12 protein-coding genes are annotated in these 18,522 nt (G+C 62.9%); 7 read left to right on the top strand and 5 right to left on the bottom strand.

The features are described 5' to 3' along the window. The first annotated feature begins 273 nt into the window (after positions 1-273). The 5 genes from ACN9MO_RS03735 to ACN9MO_RS03715 all read left to right on the top strand — a co-directional run bounded on the left by ACN9MO_RS03735 (position 274) and on the right by ACN9MO_RS03715 (position 4,650). Positions 274-1,572, top strand: coding sequence for an Hsp70 family protein (locus tag ACN9MO_RS03735; RefSeq protein WP_057250363.1), 1,299 nt, complete (start codon positions 274-276; stop codon positions 1,570-1,572). 99 nt (positions 1,573-1,671) lie between these two features. Next, positions 1,672-2,571, top strand: a complete 900-nt coding sequence (locus ACN9MO_RS03730; protein ID WP_113132874.1) for a uracil-DNA glycosylase — start codon at positions 1,672-1,674, stop codon at positions 2,569-2,571. A 176-nt stretch (positions 2,572-2,747) separates the two neighbouring features. Continuing rightward, on the top strand, positions 2,748-2,924 hold the full coding sequence (locus ACN9MO_RS03725) for a hypothetical protein (protein WP_089043882.1): 177 nt from the start codon (positions 2,748-2,750) through the stop codon (positions 2,922-2,924). A 79-nt stretch (positions 2,925-3,003) separates the two neighbouring features. Beyond that, on the top strand, positions 3,004-3,159 hold the full coding sequence (locus tag ACN9MO_RS03720) for a hypothetical protein (protein ID WP_093232127.1): 156 nt from the start codon (positions 3,004-3,006) through the stop codon (positions 3,157-3,159). 198 nt (positions 3,160-3,357) lie between these two features. Continuing rightward, positions 3,358-4,650: an MFS transporter gene (locus tag ACN9MO_RS03715; RefSeq protein ID WP_058320289.1), complete on the top strand. Its 1,293-nt coding sequence runs from the start codon at positions 3,358-3,360 to the stop codon at positions 4,648-4,650. Positions 4,651-4,684: 34 nt separating this feature from the next. Here the strand turns inward: ACN9MO_RS03715 and ACN9MO_RS03710 are convergent, their stop codons facing one another. Beyond that, the gene (locus tag ACN9MO_RS03710; protein WP_113132790.1) at positions 4,685-5,623 is read right to left on the bottom strand and encodes a DMT family transporter; all 939 of its coding nucleotides are present in this window, start codon (positions 5,621-5,623) and stop codon (positions 4,685-4,687) included. Between the two features lie 429 nt (positions 5,624-6,052). Here ACN9MO_RS03710 and pepN point away from each other — a divergent pair, with 429 nt between their 5' ends. Together pepN and ACN9MO_RS03700 are read left to right on the top strand one after the other, a co-directional pair. After that, positions 6,053-8,701 (top strand): aminopeptidase N, encoded by a 2,649-nt coding sequence (gene pepN, locus ACN9MO_RS03705; RefSeq protein ID WP_113132791.1) that lies wholly within the window; start codon positions 6,053-6,055, stop codon positions 8,699-8,701. 269 nt (positions 8,702-8,970) lie between these two features. Further along, positions 8,971-11,301 carry a PAS domain-containing sensor histidine kinase gene (locus ACN9MO_RS03700; RefSeq protein WP_057250371.1) on the top strand — a complete coding sequence of 777 codons (2,331 nt, stop codon included), beginning with the start codon at positions 8,971-8,973 and terminating at the stop codon, positions 11,299-11,301. Positions 11,302-11,389: 88 nt separating this feature from the next. Here ACN9MO_RS03700 and ACN9MO_RS03695 read toward each other — a convergent pair whose 3' ends face one another. The 4 genes from ACN9MO_RS03695 to ACN9MO_RS03680 form a co-directional block, all read right to left on the bottom strand. Continuing rightward, positions 11,390-14,344, bottom strand: coding sequence for a bifunctional [glutamine synthetase] adenylyltransferase/[glutamine synthetase]-adenylyl-L-tyrosine phosphorylase (locus ACN9MO_RS03695; RefSeq protein WP_058325579.1), 2,955 nt, complete (start codon positions 14,342-14,344; stop codon positions 11,390-11,392). An 84-nt stretch (positions 14,345-14,428) separates the two neighbouring features. Beyond that, complete coding sequence (locus tag ACN9MO_RS03690; RefSeq protein ID WP_057250375.1) at positions 14,429-15,835, bottom strand: sensor histidine kinase; 1,407 nt, start codon at positions 15,833-15,835, stop codon at positions 14,429-14,431. Then, positions 15,832-16,530 carry a response regulator transcription factor gene (locus ACN9MO_RS03685; protein ID WP_057250377.1) on the bottom strand — a complete coding sequence of 233 codons (699 nt, stop codon included), beginning with the start codon at positions 16,528-16,530 and terminating at the stop codon, positions 15,832-15,834. Before ACN9MO_RS03685 ends, ACN9MO_RS03690 begins: the two co-directional genes overlap by 4 nt. 251 nt (positions 16,531-16,781) lie before the next feature. Continuing rightward, on the bottom strand, positions 16,782-18,341 hold the full coding sequence (locus ACN9MO_RS03680) for a Do family serine endopeptidase (protein WP_113132792.1): 1,560 nt from the start codon (positions 18,339-18,341) through the stop codon (positions 16,782-16,784). Positions 18,342-18,522: the final 181 nt, after the last annotated feature.

Here is an 18,522-nt window from a genome sequence, read left to right as displayed (position 1 = left end):
GCGTGCCGACGCTATGAGCCATTCGGCCTTGCTTTTGCCGAAGAGCCATGCCACGAGGCCGCCGCACCCTTCCGGCGGTCCGCGCCGGCATATCCCATTCGCAAACGGCACTCGACTCGGCGCCCCTCTGGCGCCCGGACGACGTGTCTTTTGCCGACTTCGGGGCCGGCCGCCTGAACATGCGGAGACGGCCCGACAAAATTACATGTTGCGTTGCGCGCCGCCGGCTTGCTCCGGGCGGCGGAGCGACGCCAGACGCAAGGAGACCACCATATGGCCAAGGCACTGGGCTTCGACTTCGGCACCACCAATTCCGTGCTTGCCGTTGCCGCCGGCGATACCACCCACTCGATGCAGTTCGACAGTCTCGCCGGCACGACCGACGCCATGCGCACCGCGCTTTCCTTCATGAAGGACGCCAACCTTGGCGCCCAGGCACTGAAGGTCGAAGCCGGCCAGGCGGCGATCCGCGCCTTCATCGACAATCCGGGCGACTGTCGTTTCCTGCAATCGATCAAAACCTTTGCCGCAAGCCCCCTCTTCCAGGGCACGCAGGTCTTTGCCAAGCGCCACAGCTTCGAGGATCTGATGCGGGTGTTCCTGAACAAGCTGCGCGACTATGCCGGCGACAGCTGGACGGATCAGTATAGCCGCATCGTCGTCGGCCGACCGGTGCATTTCGCCGGCTCCAGCCCTGATCCGGCGCTCGCGCTTGAACGCTATGGCGCAGCCCTCTCGGAATTCGGCTTCCCGGAGGTGCACTACGTCTACGAGCCGGTGGCGGCGGCCTTCTACTTCGCGCAGAACCTGAAGCAGGATGCAACGGTCCTGGTCGCCGATTTCGGCGGCGGCACCACCGACTATTCGCTGATCCGCTTCGAGACCAAGGCAGGGCGGCTGACCGCAACCCCGATCGGTCATTCGGGTGTGGGCATTGCCGGCGACCATTTCGACTTCCGCATCATCGACAACGTCGTCTCGCCGCTGATTGGAAAGGGGAGTCTCTTCAAGAGCTTCGACAAGCTGCTTGAAGTGCCGTCGAATTACTATGCGAATTTCGGCCGCTGGAATCAGCTGTCCATCTTCAAGACGTTGAAAGATTTCACGGATCTGAAAAAGCTCGTGCGCCAGAGCCTCGAGCCGGAAAAGCTCGAAGCCTTCGTCGACCTGATCGAACATGACGAGGGCTATCCGCTCTACAACGCGATTTCGGCGACGAAGATGCGGCTGTCGCAGGAAGACGAGACCGAATTCTATTTCGCCCCGCTCGGCGAAATGTCGCGCCGCACCGTTCGCCGCAGCGACTTCGAAGGCTGGATCGCGCCGGAGCTGGCCCGCATCGAGGGCGCACTCGACGACGTGCTGCAGTCGACCGCGACGGCGCCCGGGTCGATCGACAAGGTGTTCTTGACCGGCGGCACGTCTTTCGTTCCGGCGGTGCGCGGCATCTTCGAGCGGCGCTTCGAGGCCGACCGCATCGAAAGCGGCGGCGAACTGCTGTCGATCGCTCACGGTCTGGCGCTGATCGGCGAGCACGAGGACATCGCCCACTGGACGGCCAATGCGGCGTAAGCCGAGGCCTGCGCGCCTGATGTGCATGACCTTGGATAGGAATGCCGGGGGCCGGAAAAGCGGTTCCGGTCCGACGGCTTATGGGTTAGGTTGGCGGCCATGATTTCCGCCCACGATCTCTCTCCGGCGCAGCTTGCCGCCCTCCTCGCCTTCCATGCGGATGCGGGCGTCGAATGGCTGCTGGAAGAGGAGCCGGTCGACCGCTTCGCCGAGTTCGAGGCAATGAAGGCGGCGCGCGGCAACGCGCGCGCGCCGGCGGCCAACGACCGTGGGGAGACACCCGCTTCGCAACCGGCTGCACGCCAGACAGCGGCAGCGGCTGCCCCCGCTTCCGCTCCATCCCGCGAAAGCCGCGCACCCGCTCCGGCCGCGAGCGCCCCTGCCGTCGCCATTCCCGATGCGCAGGCGATCGAAGAGGCGCGCTTTGCCGCCGAATCAGCCCGATCGCTCGCCGAGCTCAGGGTTGCGATGGAGGGTTTTGCCGGCTGCAATCTCAGGAACAGCGCCCGCAACCTCGTCTTTGCCGAGGGCGACCCGGCAAGCGGCATCATGATCGTCGGCCCGATGCCCTATGCCGACTGCGATCGCGACGGCCAGCCCTTCGCAGGCCGGCTCGGCGAGATGCTGACCCGCATGCTCGCCGGCATCGGCTTGGCGCGCGAAAGCGTACTGCTCAGCAACGTCGTGCCCTGGCGCCCGCCGGGCAACCGCGTGCCAACGGCGCGCGAAGCCGACATCTGCCGTCCCTTCATCGAACGACAAATCGCCCTTGCCGAGCCCAAACATCTGCTTTTGCTCGGCAATTTCACCGCCCGCTTCTTCTTCGGCGGCAACGACACGATCCATCAGCTTCGCGGCGAATGGCGGGAGCTTTCGATCGGCGGCATCACGGTGCCGACGCTCGCAACGTTGCACCCGCAGGATCTGATGACGGCGCCCGTCAACAAGCGCTTCGCCTGGCAGGACCTGCTTGCCTTCAAGGCCCGGATCCAAGGCTGACCCTCGCCGAATTACGGTGCGCCCATGCGGCGCCAACCTGGCTGCCCGCTTTATGAACAAAGAATGAAGAAAGCCATGCGGTTTGCGCATATCAGCGGCGCATTATGACGCATTGCAAAATGAGATGTTGCAGCGCAATATACTGGCACGGGAGGAATGGAATAAGGAATTGAACCATGACTGCCCGCTTTCGTCCGATCCACAGCAGCTTTGAGACGCTCCGCCACACCGGCGCTGCTTACCGGACGCCGTTCAACCGCTTCGGCACGGCAGCCAACGAGCAGATGACCGCGATCGGCCTTGCCCGGACCACCCGTCCGGCGCAGATTTTCGCCGATTTCATTCAGCGCTGATCCCCACGCGATACGCTTGACCGCGTATCGCGTGCACAAGTCGCCATTATCGGCCGACGACGAAGAAAGGAACGCAACCATGACCAAGCCCATCGTTAGCCTCAAGGTCCTGTTCGATTCGATCTCCGACATCGGTACTGCCGTGCGTGCCTCGCGCGAATACACCATTCTCAGCACCAAGAAGGATGCACGCCGCGCCCATCGCGTGGCCGTGAGCCCGCTGCTGCCGAACTGATCGCTGCCGGCAAAGAGGCCTACCGCCTTTTTGCCATCGCCTGTCGCAATCGACAGCGCCCGAAAAACTGGATAGAGCCACACTCGCTTTGACCTTGGAGTGTCGGGCTCGTCCGGTATCCGTCAGACCGTCCTCGCTCCACCTGCGCTTGCCTGCCGTCGCCATCGATGGAGGGGCGCCTTGTTTTCAGGAGCGCCGATGCTGGCCAACCTCGCTTCCGTCTTCAGCCTGATGGTGTCGACCCTGCTCATGATGGTCGCCTTCGGCCTTCAGAGCTATGTCATCCCGGTGCGCTCCGTCGCAGAGAACTGGTCGACGCTGACGGTTTCGATCATCGCCACCGGCTACACGGTCGGCTTCACGCTATCCTGCATCGTCACGCCGAAATTCGTGTTGCGCGTCGGCCATGTGCGCGTCTTCACGGCGCTGATCACGCTGCTTTCCATCGCAATCCTGCTTTGCGGCCTCATCGTCGACTGGCGCGCCTGGATCGCGTTTCGCGCCATATCGGGCTTTGCGATTTCCGGAAGCTACCTCGTCATCGAAAGCTGGCTCAACGAACGCGTCACCAACGAAAACCGCGGCCTGCTGTTTTCGCTCTACCTGATCACGACGATGGTCGGCACGATCGGCGGACAATATATGGTGCCGCTCGGCGACCCGACGAACACATCCCTGTTCATGCTCTGCGCCGTGCTGTTTTCGCTCGCCCTCCTGCCGACGGCCCTCTCCTCCTCGCCGATGCCCGCACCGCCCGCGCAGGCCAAGTTCGACATCCCGACGCTCTTCCGCCGCTCGCCGGTCGCCGTCGTCGGCGGCTTTCTCGCCGGTGCGCTCTCCGGCGCCTGGCTCAATCTCGGCGGCGTCTTCACCCAGAAGATCGGTCTTTCCACCGCCGAAGGTGCGACCCTGCTCGCCTCGCTTTTGACCGGCAGCGCGATCTCGCAGATCCCCATCGGCCGCCTCTCCGACAAGATCGACCGGCGCATCGTCATGATCGGCTGCGGCGTCGTCGGCGTCGTCTCCTGCCTGGTGATGTCGGCCGCAATCGGCAGTTCGCCGACCGTTCTCTACGCCATCGCCGCCCTCGTCGGTTCGGTACTGTTTCCGATCTATGCGCTCAACGTCGCGCATGCGAACGACCTCGCCAAACCCAACGAGTATGTCGAGACATCGTCCGGCCTGATGATCACCTATGGGCTCGGCACGATCTCCGGCCCTCTGATGGTCGGGCCGGTCATGGATCGCTTCGGCCCGGCGGCGCTGTTCCTCGTTCTCGCTGTCTATTTCGCCCTCTATGGCGGCTACGCCGCCTGGCGCATCCTGCAGCGCGAGCAGCACAAGGGCCTGGTCGCCAAGACCGATTTCCAGGCAACGAGCGTGATGCCGACACCCGGACCTGACGTGACGAGCCCCATCGCCCAGCAGATGGCGCAGGAACCGCTGATCGATGACGACACGGTTCCTGCCTGGGATAAGCCGCGCTCATAAAGGCCACCGACAGAAGCGAACTCGCGCTTCGTCCTCAGCCCTGCGGCGTCACGTGCTTGCGGGCGCCCCTGCGCTCCAGCCCGAGCCGATGTTCGCGGAAGATGATGAAGATGCCGGCCCCGACGACGATGGCGGTGCCGATCAGCATGGTGGCCGTCGGAACATCGTCGAACAGAAAATAACCGATGATCAAGCCGAGCACGATCGACGTGTATTCGAACGGCGCGATCGTCGACATGTCGGCATGACGATAGCTCTCAGTCAAAAGGATCTGCGCGACGCCGCCGCAGAAGCCGGCGACCATAAGCAGCAGGAAGGCTTGGCGCGAGATCGACGGCCAGCCGAAGGGCAGCGTCGCCAGCGAGAAGACCGAGGCCGACAGCGAGAAGTAGAGCACGATCGTATGGGTCCGCTCGTTCTTGACGAGCTTTCGCACCAGCACCATTGCCACCGCGCCGAGAGCCGCCGAAACCAGCACCGCTGCGGCGCCCAGCGCCTCCAGCGAACCGAAGCCGCCTTCGCGGAAAAGGGTCAGCCGCGGCCACGTGATGATCATCACGCCGACCAGCCCGACGACCACCGCCGACCAGCGATAAAGCCGCACCGTCTCGCCAAGGAAAAGTGCCGCGAAGGCGACGGCGATCAGCGGCATGGCGTAGCCGATGGCGATCGCTTCGGGCAGCGGCAGATGCACGAGGCCGTAGAAGCCGAAGCTCATTGCGAGAATGCCGACGAAGCCGCGGGCGATATGGCCGGTGAAATCCTCTGTCTTGAAAGCATCGCGCAACTGTCCGCGGAAGGCGAGATAGCCGAGAATGGGCACCATGGCGAAGGCCGAGCGGTAGAAGGTGATCTGGCCGGTGGCCATCTCGTTTCCGGCGGCCTTGATCAACGTCGACATGCAAACGAAAATGACGACGGAAAGGACCTTGAGCAGGATCCCCTTCATCGGGCTTTCGACTTCCGCATCCATTGAGGGCACTTTTCGAACAGCCTCCGCCGGCGATCAGCAGACACGAGGGCTGGTTTGGAGATTTTTAGGCGGAGAAACCGCCACAGGACTTCGTCACCTTAGCGACGCTCGGCAAGAAAGTCGGATCAAACTTCGTGATGAATGACGTTTTTTCTTGATCGATTGCCGTTCGGCAAAACGACGTCGAGCTTTTCTTTAGCTGCCGCGAAAAAAACCTTTCCAATTCATGTCTTGTTAGTCCCACTTCGGTACACGTCAATCCGATAAGGGAGCGGGAAGACCTTCGGGAAGACATGCCTTTTCTGTCGAAAGTGCGGTCGCCGGCATCACAATCGTGTGGCATTATCCGACTTTTCGCCCCTTGGCCTTTTCACCATCACAGGCGCCCACTACAAATTCTCCAGTAGAACGGCGCAAGCGGGACTGACCATGCGGACAAATACTGGCCAGATTATTCATCTGGAAGACTATCGGCCGACCGACTTCGTTCTGGAGAGAGTGGATCTGACCTTCGAGCTAGACCCGAAGGAAACCAAGGTCGAAGCCCGATTGATCTTCCATCGTCGCGAAGGCGTCGACGCATCGGCGCCTCTGTTGCTCGACGGTGACGAGTTGAAGATGACCGGCCTGCTGCTGGACCAGGAAGAGCTCGCAACCGCCCTGTACGACGTTGCCGACGATACGCTGACCATCCGCGGCCTACCGGAAACCGCACCCTTCGAAATCACCATCACCACGCTGCTTTCGCCTGATACGAACACGCAACTGATGGGGCTTTACCGCACCAACGGCATCTACAGCACCCAGTGCGAGGCCGAAGGCTTCCGCCGCATCACCTATTTCCCCGATCGTCCGGATGTGCTTGCCGTCTACACGGTCAACATCATCGCCGACAAGGCGTCCGCTCCCCTCCTGCTGTCCAACGGCAACTATCTCGGCGGCGCCGACATGGGCGACGGCCGCCATTTCGCCGCCTGGTTCGACCCGCATCCGAAGCCGAGCTACCTCTTCGCGCTCGTCGCCGGCGATCTCGGCGTCGTCGAGGATACGTTCACGACGATGTCCGGCCGCGAAGTCGCGCTGAAGATCTATGTCGAGCACGGCAAGGAGCCACGCGCCTCCTACGCCATGGACGCGCTCAAGCGCTCGATGAAGTGGGACGAAGATGCCTTCGGCCGTGAATACGACCTCGACATCTTCATGATCGTCGCCGTCTCCGACTTCAACATGGGGGCGATGGAGAACAAGGGTCTCAACGTCTTCAACGACAAATACGTGCTCGCCGATCCGGAAACGGCGACCGATGCGGACTACGCCAATATCGAGGCGATCATCGCGCACGAATACTTCCACAACTGGACCGGCAACCGCATCACCTGCCGCGACTGGTTCCAGCTGTGCCTCAAGGAAGGCCTGACGGTTTACCGCGACCACGAATTTTCCGCCGACATGCGCTCGCGTGCGGTCAAGCGCATTGCCGAGGTGCGGCACCTGAAGTCGGAGCAGTTTCCCGAGGACGCCGGCCCGCTGGCCCATCCGGTGCGGCCGACGAAGTATCGCGAAATCAACAACTTCTATACGACGACCGTCTACGAAAAGGGCTCGGAAGTCACCCGCATGATCGCGACGATCCTCGGCCGCGATCTGTTCAAGAAGGGCATGGACCTCTATTTCGACCGGCACGACGGCCAGGCCGTCACGATCGAAGATTTCGTCGCCTGCTTCGAAGAGGCAAGCGGCCGAGATCTCCGCCAATTCGCGCTCTGGTACCACCAGGCCGGAACGCCGCTGGTCACCGCTTCTGGCGCCTATGACGCGGCCAAGCAGACCTTCACCTTGTCGCTCGAGCAGACCGTGCCAGCGACGCCCGGACAGGGCGCCAAGGAGGCGATGCATATTCCGCTGCGCATGGGTCTGCTGCTTGAAGGCGGCAGCGAAGTCGACCTCTCCTCGGTCTCCGGCGCCGACTTGACCGGCGACGTCCTGCACCTCACGGAGCGCAAGCAGACGGTGGTTTTCTCCGGCATCCCGTCGCGCCCGGTGCCGTCGTTCAACCGCGGCTTCTCCGCGCCGATCAATCTGCATATCGAGCAGAGCGCCGAGGACCTCGCACTAATCGCGCATCACGAAAGCGACCTCTTCGCCCGCTGGCAGGCGCTCAACGCCATTGCGCTCAGCAACCTGGTCGAGGCCACGGCGAATGTCCGCGCCGGAAAGCCGGTCGTTTGCGACAAGGCGCTCATCGACGGCCTGATCCGCGCCGCCGCGGATGACACGCTGGAGCCCGCCTTCCGCTCGCAGGCGCTGGCGCTGCCGAGCGAATCCGATATCGCCCGCGAGATCGGCACGAACAACGATCCCGACGCGATCCACGCCGCACGTCAGCAGATCCTGGTGGCCGTTGCCGCTGCCGGACGCAACACCTTCCTCAAGTTGGCCGAAGACCTCGTTTCGTCAGGCGCGTTCAGCCCGGATGCTGCGAGTGCAGGCCGGCGGGCGCTGCGCAACAGCGCCCTCACATACCTCGTCCAGGGCGATGAAGGGCCGGAGCGCGCCGCCAAGGCCTTTGCCGCCGCCAACAACATGACCGATCTCAGCCATGCGCTGGCGCTGCTCGCGCACCGCTTTCCGGATGCCGCCGAGACCTCGGAAGCGCTTGCGACGTTCCGCAAGCGTTTTGCCGACAACGCACTCGTCATCGACAAGTGGTTCGCCGTCCAGGCGACCATCCCCGGCGCCGCAACGCTCGATCGCGTCAAGGCGCTGATGGCCGAGCCCCTGTTCAATGGCAACAATCCCAACCGCGTGCGCTCGCTGGTGGGCACCTATGCCTTCGCCAACCCGACCGGCTTCAATCGCGCCGATGGTGAGGGCTACCGCTTCCTCGCGCGCCAGATCCTCGACATCGACCCGCGCAACCCGCAGCTTGCGGCCCGTATCCTCACCTCGATGCGTTCCTGGCGCTCGCTGGAGGACAAGCGCGCCGGTCATGCCCGCAAGGCCTTGAAGGAGATTGCCGGAGCGTCGAAACTTTCGGCCGACGTCGGCGACATCGTCGAGCGGATGCTCAAGGCCTGAGTCCTAGAGCATCCGGCTTCAAGTGGAATCACTGCTCTAGAATCAAAGTGCTAGAGCGTCCTTTGTGCGTTCATCTGAACGCACTGCGCTCTGGAACTCATTGATTTTGTTTAAGGCCGGGCCGCTCACGCGACCCGGCCTACTATTTCCCAACGATAAGAAATGGTTAACAAATCTTTACCAACGCCTCTGGACAAGGCGAATCGCCCTGTGATTCATTGAGTCAGATTCGGGCGAGCGGCGCGCCGAATCATCAGAGGGTTTTCAGATTGGGAAAGATGGCGGACGCGCGACAGGCGAGCGCAGCCGACGGGCGGTTGCGACTCAAGTTTCCGGGGCTTGCCGGCCGCCTGGAGCAGGAGTTTATCTCGCAGGCGAAGATCTTTGCCGGACCGACCTCGCGGCGTCTGGCGAGCGCGGAGCCCGTTCTCAAGCGTTCCATCCCGATCCTCATCATCGCATTCCTGATCATCGTAGCGGTCTCGCGCATGTCCAGCATCATGGACGAGCACGCCCGCATGGAAGAGAGTTCGCGCCAGACGGTCGGGCTTGCGGCCGCCATCGCGGTTGCGGCCTTCCAGACGGACGGTGCAGCCCTTTTTGACGAGGGCCGCCGCGCGGACGCGGAGCAACGTTTCAGCCAGTATCTGCCAACCGGCATGCTCGATCCCGGCACGTTCATCCTTGCGGTCCGCAAGGATGGCCGGATCTTCGCCAGCACCCAGGAAGGCGGGCCGCTCATCGGCCGGACGCTGGCGGCGGTCGCGCCGGATATCGCGACGTTGCAGTATTTCGGCGAACATTCCAGCGTCATGAAGACACCGATCGTCGGTGTCGACCATATCGTAGCACTGGCGCAATTGCCCGATGCCGCCGGGGTGGTGCTGGCCGCAACGCCGATCACCCAGCTCGAAACGACCTGGCGCGACGAGGTGTCACTCAACGTTACGCTCTTTGCGGGCATTTCGGCGATCCTGCTGATGGTGCTTTACGCCTACTACATTCAGGCCAAGCGGGCCCGCGACGCGGATTCGGTCTTTGTCGAATCCAACCTGCGTGTCGAGACGGCGCTGTCACGTGGCCGTTGCGGCCTCTGGGATTTCGACCTTGCCAACCGTCGGCTGTTCTGGTCGCGGTCGATGTACGAGATGCTCGGCATGCCCGGCGAGAGCAGCGTGCTCTCCTTCGGCGACGCCGCGCGGCTGATGCATCCCGATGATCGCGGCATCTACGGCGTGGCACGCACCATCGCGCGCGGCGACGCGCGCCAGATCGACCAGGTTTTCCGCATGCGACATGCGGATGGCCACTATGTGTGGCTACGCGCCCGCGCGGAAATCATCCGTACCGTTTCCGGGCGGGCGCATCTGATCGGCATCGCCATGGACGTCACCGAGCAGCACCGGCTTGCCCAGCGCTATGCCGAAGCGGACCAGAGGCTCGCCGACGCGATCGAATGTACGTCTGAGGCCTTCGTCCTTTGGGACAAGCATGACCGCCTGGTCATGTGCAACACCCACTTCCAGGAAGCCTACAAGCTGCCGGATCACGTGCTTGTTCCGGGCACCGAACGCATTGCCGTGCAAACCGCGGCAGCACGCCCCGTGGTCGAACGGCGCATCGCCGATCCTGACCGTAGCAACCAGTCGCAGACGAGCGAGGTTCAACTTGCCGACGAACGCTGGCTGCAGATCAACGAGCGGCGCACGCGCGACGGCGGCCTCGTTTCCGTCGGCACCGACATCACGCTTCTGAAACGCCACCAGGTGCGCCTGCGCGAATCCGAGCGGCGTCTGATGGCGACGATCGGCGACCTTTCGGCGTCACGCATGACGCTGGAGCGGCAGAAGACCGAGCTTTCGGTCGCCAACTCCAATTACCAGGCGGAAAAGGAACGCGCCGAAGCGGCGAACCGCGCCAAGTCGGAATTCCTGGCGAACATGTCGCATGAACTGCGCACGCCGCTCAACGCCATCCTCGGCTTCTCGGAGATCCTGCAGAACCAGATGTTCGGGCCGCTCGGCTCGGAGAAATACAACGAATACTCGCGTGACATCCACGAGAGCGGCAAGCACCTCTTGAACGTCATCAACGACATCCTGGACATGTCGAAGATCGAGGCCGGGCACATGCGCATCAGCCGCGAGAGGATCGATCTGGCGCCGTTGATTGAAGAGACGCTGCGCTTCACGACAATCCCGGCGGAGCAGAAGAACATCCGTGTGGTGCAACAGATCTCGTCGGGCCTCACCATGGTCGCCGATCGACGCGCCATGAAGCAGGTGCTGCTCAACCTGCTTTCGAACGCCGTCAAGTTCACCAACAATGGCGGGCGCATTTCGCTTCGAGCGCGCAAGGTGACCGGCGCCGTGACACTGACGATCGCCGATTCCGGCATCGGCATTCCGCGCGACGCCCTTCAGAAGATCGGCCAGCCTTTCGAACAGGTGCAGAGCCAATACGCCAAGAGCAAGGGCGGATCGGGCCTCGGGCTCGCGATCTCGCGCTCACTCACCCGCCTGCACGGCGGCAGCATGAAAATACACTCGACGGAAAACGTCGGCACCATCATCTCGGTTAGAATCCCCGACCGCGCCTGAAGCGGGATCAGGAGAAGTGCGAACGGTTTCCGCTCGCATCCCGCTCAGCATATTGATCGCGATGATTTAACGCGTCAGTGAACGACGCTCAGCCTGAAACCACCGATTGGAAAACGCGCCGCACCGCCTTCGACAGGCGGCGGATGTCTGCCTCCAAGGTTTTCAGGTCCGGATAGTCCCCTGCCCGGCAGACGAGATCGATCAGCCCGGCCGGCGCCTCCTTCGGCTCGAACTCTCCCTCAATGCACAGCCGCACGATCTGCGACAACTCGGTAAAGAGATGCAGCGCCTCCAGGGCGACATCGAGATCGTTTGGGTTCATCAAGGCGTCGCCGAGCAGCTTCAGCGCATCGCCGGTATTGGTGCCGGCAGTCAGCGGCTGAACGCCATTCGCCGGCGCGACGAGCGCCAGGTACTGGCTGATAAATTCGATATCGACGAGACCGCCCGGGATCAGCTTGAAATCCCAAATGTCGCTCGGCGGCTTCTCACTATCGATCATCTCGCGCATGGAGATCACGTCGGCACTCACCTTGGCAACATCGCGCTTGCGGCCGAGGATTTCGGCGAAGATCGCATTGGCCTCAGCAATCAGTTTGTCGTCGCCACAGATGCAGCGCGCCCGGGTCAGAGCCAGATGCTCCCAGGTCCAGGCCTCTTCGCGCTGGTATTTGGCAAAGGCGTTGATCCTGGTAGCGACCGGCCCCTTGTTGCCGGAAGGGCGAAGCCGCATGTCGACCTCGTAAAGAATGCCTTCGGCGGTCGGCGCGGAAAGTGCCGCGATCAGGCGCTGCGTCACCCTCGTGAAATAGCGCGTCGGGTCCAGCGGCTTGGTGCCATCGGACTCGGTTGCCGCCTCATCGTAGTCATAGAGCAGGATCAGGTCGACGTCCGAGCCCGCGGTCAGCTCGTGGCTGCCGAGCTTTCCCATACCGACAACGGCGATGCGGCCGCCGGGGAAATCGCCGTGCACGGAGCGGACTTCGTCCTGCACCGCCTTCACCGCCGCGGCGATGATCAGGTCGGCGAGATCGGTAAAGGCGCGGCCCGCCTGGGCACCCGATATGGCGCCGGTCAAAAGCCGGATGCCGATCAGGAAGCGCTGCTCGGCAGCGATGATGCGCAGGCGGTCGAGCACCTCCTCATAGTGCCGCGCGCCGCCGACGAAATTGGCGATGCGCGGCGCGAGGTAGTCCCGGGTCGGCAGTTCGGCGAGCAGGCCCGGATCGAGCATGCCGTCGAAAACATGGGGACGCGCGGCGATGATTTCGGCAAGCCGCGGCGCCGACGACATGACGTTGACGATCAGTGACAGTAGGCCCGGATTGTTGCCGAGCAGCGAAAAGAGCTGGATGCCCGCCGGCAGGCCGGAAATGAAATTATCGAACCGCAGCAACGCTTCGTCGGCCCGGCGGCTTTCGCCGAAGACGCGCAGAAGCTCCGGCGTCAGCTCGGTCAGCCGTTCGCGCGCTTCCACCGATTGCGTCGCACGGTAGCGGCCGTAATGCCAGGTGCGGATCGTATGGGAGATGTCCGACGGCCGCTGGAAGCCGAGCTTTCGCAATGTCTCCAGCGTATCGGGGTCGTCGCGCTGGCCAGTGAAGACGAGGTTGCCGGTCTCGGTCGAGAGCTTGGCCTCCTGCTCGAAAAGCTGGGCATAGCGGCGCTCGACGGTTTTCAGCACGCGCGACAGCGCCTTGGAGAAAGCGGCCGTGTCCTCGAAGCCGAGCATATAGGCGATACGCTTCAGCTCTGCCTCGGTCTCGGGCAGGACATGGGTCTGCTCGTCGCGCACCATCTGGATCCGGTGCTCCACATCACGCAGGAACCAATAGGCCTCGACAAGTTCGTCGGCTGTCTCCTCGTCGATCCAGCCGGCCTTGACGAGGACCCGCAGCATCGGCTCGGTCGCCCGCTGGCGCAGCTCCGGCATGCGGCCGCCGGCGATCAACTGCTGCGTCTGCACGAAGAACTCGATCTCGCGGATGCCGCCACGGCCAAGCTTGATGTTGTGCCCCTTGACCGCGATCTCGCCATGCCCCTTGTGCGCATGGATCTGCCGCTTGATCGAATGAATGTCGGCGATCGCCGCATAGTCGAGATACTTGCGGAAGACGAAGGGGACCAACTCGCGCAGGAAGCGCTCGCCGCCCTCGATATCACCGGCCACCGGCCGCGCCTTGATGAAGGCGGCCCGTTCCCAGTTCTGCCCCCTGCTCTCGTAATAGAGCATCGCCGCTTCGACCGGGATCGCGAGCGGCGTCGAGCCCGGGTCCGGCCGCAGGCGCAGGTCGGTTCGGAAAACATAGCCGTCGCCGCTGCGCTCCTGCAGGATGCGGATCAGGCGGCGCAGCAGGCGGCCGAAGGTTTCCGAGGCATCATCGCGATCGACGATGATGCCGGATTGCGGATCGTAGAAGACGACGAGGTCGATGTCGGAGGAGTAGTTGAGCTCGAAGGCGCCGAGCTTGCCCATGCCGAGCACGACGACGCCGGAACCGACACTCGGGTAGGCGACGTCCTTGACGATCAGCTTGCCGCTCTCGTGCGCGCTCAGCAGCAGGTGATCTATCGTCGCCGACACGGCAGCACCGGCAAATTCGCTGAGCCAGCGCGTGGTTTCGCGGCCGTCGAAATGCCGGGAGAGGTCAGCAAGCGCCACGGCGAAGGCAAGCTCGCGCTTGGCTCTCCGCAGCCGCGCCATGATCTCCGTGTCGGGCAAAGCAGCGCCACCCTCGTTCGGCTTCCAGGCGTCGCGGGCGCGCCGCACCCGTTCTGTCAGGAAGGTCGTAAGATCAGTGGACAGAAGTTCTTCGAGAATGGCCGGGCGGCTGGCACCGGTGTCGCGCAGGAAGGGCGACAGCGCAAAGGCCGAGACGACGAATGTCTTGAACGGGCTCTCCGAAGCGAGCAGGCTTGCGATCTGGTCATGACCCTTGGCCATGTCCTTCAGCACCGAGAGCGCCGCCTTGGCGTCGGCCTGGGTTGCAGGACGGATCGGCGCCGTCTCGATCTCCCAGCACTGCTGCACCTGTTCCTGCATGCCCTCTCCCTTCCGCTGCAGCGGGTGTGGCGGAACAACCGCGCACACATTCCTCATACCGCCTCTTCTCCGGGAACCGGTCTATCAGGTTGCAGCCATCGGGAAAACCATTTGCACGGTCAGACCCTTGCCACCGTCGCCGGCCGCGGGCTCGGTATCGGCAAGACGCAGCGAGCCGTGATGCGTCTCCATGACCGCCTCCACCAGCGACAGGCCGAGGCCCGTGCCCGGTTTGGACCGGCTCTCATCCAGGCGAACGAAGCGCTTCACCACCTCGTCATGCATTGCTGCAGGTATGCCAGGGCCATGATCGGCGACAGACAGCAGCACATACCCATCGCGCTTTTCCAGAGAGACCTTGATCAGCGGATTGTCCGCACCGTCAGCATATTTGATGGCGTTGTCGATGAGGTTGCCGAGGGCCTGTCCGATCAGTTCGCGGTTGCCCGATATCCCGACGTTCTTGATAACCTCGGCTTCGAGTTTCAAGCCGACATCCTCTGCAACGGGCTCGTACAATTCGACGCAATCGGAAACGATCTCAGAAAGGTCGACCTCGCTCATCTCGGCCGCGGACGAGCCGGCCTCGACCCGCGAAATCATCAAGAGAGCATTAAAGGTCCGGATCAGTTGATCGGACTCGCCAATGATCTCCTCGAGCGCGCCGCGCTGGCTGGTTCCCTTGCGGGCAAGTGCGGCTTCCGCCTTGTTGCGCAGGCGCGTCAGCGGGGTCTTCAAGTCATGGGCGATGTTATCGGAGACTTGGCGCAGACCTTCGTTCAACTTCTCGATGCGGCCGAGCATGGCATTCAGCGATTCCGACAGCCGATCGAACTCGTCGCCGGAGCCGCTCATCGGCAGGCGCTGCGAGAGATCGCCGGCCATGATCTTGGTGCTCGCCTCCGACATGCGGTCGATACGCTTCAAGGCGTTGCGGCCGATGCCGAACCAGATGACGAGCGCGCCAAGCCCCATGACGCCGAGCGCCACCATCAGCGCCTGACGCACCAGCGCGCGAAACTTCTGCGGCTCCTGCAGATCGCGACCGACGAGAATGCGCAGACCATTGTCGAGCACCAGCACGTGGGCGAGCGCCACATGGCTGTCCTTCTTCGTCTCGTCCGTATAGCGCTGATAGGCGAAGGGACGTTCGGTCCAGCCTTCGCTATCAAGCAGTCCCGGTTCGAGGCTTGCGACGTTGCCGGCAAGAATCTCGCCGCTCGGCCCGGCAATGACATAGAGATTTGCGCCCGGCTGACGCGCGCGGCGTTCAAGCGAGCGCAGAAGACCGTTCATGCCGGCGCGATTGTAGACCTGCTCGATCTGCGCCACTTCCGCGGTCACGGCATCGCGGGTCTGCTGCTGCAGCAACCGCTCCGACATGCCGGTGACATAGAAGACGAGGAAGGCCGCACAGAGCGAAAAGAGGATGAGGTAGAGGGCGGAAAGCCGAACCGCGGTCGTTCTGAAGAGAACGCGAAGCTTGCTCATGCGGGGGCCCGGTCATCCTTGATCATGTAGCCGGCGCCGCGCACGGTGCGCAGCAGAGGTACATCGAAGTCCTTCTCGATCTTCGAGCGCAGCCGCGACACATGCACGTCGATGACGTTGGTCTGCGGGTCGAAATGATAGTCCCAGACGTTTTCCAGCAGCATGGTGCGGGTGACGACCTGGCCGGCGTTCTTCATGAGATATTCGAGCAAGCGAAACTCGCGCGGCTGCAGCGGGATCTCCTTGCCCTGGCGGCGCACGGAATGCGACAGGCGGTCGAGTTCGAGATCGCCGACGCGGTAGACCATGTCCTGCTCGGGCGTACCCTTGCGGCGGCCGAGCACCTCGACACGCGCCAGCAGCTCGTTGAAGGCATAGGGCTTTGGGAGATAATCGTCGCCGCCGGCGCGCAGGCCCGTGACACGGTCGTCGACCTGCCCGAGCGCCGAGAGGATCAGCACCGGCGTGTGGATATCCTTGCGCCTGAGTTCGGTGATCACAGACAGGCCATCGCGGCGCGGCAGCATGCGATCGACCACGAGAACATCGTAGCTGTTCTCGCTAGCCATGAAGAGGCCGCTCTCGCCGTCGCTGGCGTGATCGGAAACGATGCCTGCTTCACGGAAGGCTTTCGCCAGATAGGCTGCCGCCTCGAGATCGTCTTCAATGATGAGAATCTTCATACGCGCGACCATAGTCCCGGACCCCTATCTGTCTCAACCGGTTTCGGCTTTCCGACAACCGGCCAGACAACCGGATTGGCGAATGCCCTCGATCGCGGAAGCATCGGTCGGATGGACCCAAAATCATCGTGATCGATTTTCGTAAGTGAGAGCGAGATGCGGGTGGAAAACCGCACACACCTTCTTCATCCCGCTCCAAACGACGAGCGCCGCGAAATCACTTGGAAATCGCGGCGCTCCGGTCAATCATTTGACTGCCGCGATCAGCCCTGATCGATCGGAAGGGCCACGAAGCGGCTACCGTTCTCGGCCTCTATCTGGAAGAGCGCCTTGCTGCGGCCGTCCTTCTTGGCAGCGTTGATGACCTTGAGGATATCGTCGGCAGACTTCACCTCCTGATTGTTCACGGAGACGATCTTCTCGCCCGTCTTCAGGCCACGGTCGCTGGCATCAGAGTCCTCATCGACCGAGGCGATGGTGACGCCCTTGCCGTCGTCGGACGGCACGACGGTGACACCGAGGTCAGCCAGCGCCTGTTCGCTCGAAGGCTGTGTTTCTTCGGACTGGTCGTCCTGGCTCTTGGCTGCTTCCTTGTCATCCTTCGGCAAGGTACCGATTTCCAGCTTCACGCTTTCGGACTTGCCGTTGCGCCACAGCGCGAGGTCGACGGTCGTGCCCGGGCGGATTGCGGCCACCTTGCGGGCAAGATCACGCGGATCCTTGACCGTGTCGCCATTCAGAGCGGTGACAACATCGCCCTTCTTGATGCCAGCCTTTTCACCGGGAGAGCCGGCCTGCGGCTCGACGACGAGCGCGCCGCTTGCCTCAGCCAGGCCGAGCGATTCGGCGATGTCCTTGGTCACCGGCTGGATCTGCACGCCCAGCCAGCCGCGGGAAACCGAACCATCCTTGATCAGGTCGGCGACGACGTCCTTGGCGGTAGCTGCGGGGATAGCAAAGGCGATACCGACGTTGCCGCCCGACGGCGAGAAGATCGCGGTGTTGATGCCGACCACTTCACCGGAGAGATTGAAGGTCGGACCACCCGAGTTGCCGCGGTTCACGGCCGCGTCGACCTGCAGGTAGTCGTCATAGGGGCCGGAGCCGATGTCGCGGCCACGGGCCGAGATGATGCCCGAGGTCACGGTGCCGCCGAGGCCGAACGGATTGCCGACAGCAACCACCCAGTCGCCGACACGAACCTTGCTGTCGTCAGCCCAGCTGACATAGGTGAACTTGCGCTTGTCATCGACCTTGAGCACGGCGAGGTCGGTGCGGCTGTCCTTGCCGATCAGCTTGGCATCAAGTTCGGTACCGTCATTGAGGATGACGGTGAAGGCCGAGCCGTCGGAAACGACGTGATTGTTGGTAACGAGGTAGCCGTCTTCGGAGATGAAGAAGCCCGAACCCTGCGACGTCGGACGCAGGCGACCTTCGCCATGCGGGCCACGGCGACCCGGGCCACCGCGCTCGGCACGGTCATCGCCGCGCGGGCCGAATTCCTTGAAGAAGCGCTTCAGCGGGTGATCATCCGGCAGGTCGTCGAAGCCGCGACCGTTAAAATCGAAGGTGAAGTTGTTGCCCTCTTCGGAAACCGGATTGACGCGCGACTGGACGCGGACCGAAACGACGGCCGGCGAAACCGCCTCGACGACGTTGGCAAAGCTCGGCACCGACGGTGCTTCCACCTTCACCGCTTCAGCGAAGGACTGGGAGACGCGCGCCGGCAGGCCGGAGGTCAGCATGACGGCAGCAAGGCCGGCAACCGTCGAGGCCTTCAGAACGGTCTTGAGGGAGGGACGCAGGGATTTGGTCGTAATCATCCGTTTTGCCTTTTCTCTTCCTTGATGCGGCCTCAGCGGCTGCATCGAAACCTGGTTGCGATGTCCGCCTTCAGGGAGAGGCGGGCTCGTTTGGCTGACTGGAGGTCCAGCCGATGACGAAAGATGTAACGGATGGGACCTTACTGAGTTCTGTCCGGAAAATGAATTTTTGGTAATGTTC

Origin of the sequence: Ensifer sp. R-19 (genome assembly GCF_049905105.1) — a bacterium.
GTDB lineage: Bacteria > Pseudomonadota > Alphaproteobacteria > Rhizobiales > Rhizobiaceae > Ensifer.
This window is presented reverse-complemented; position numbering and strand designations above follow the sequence as displayed.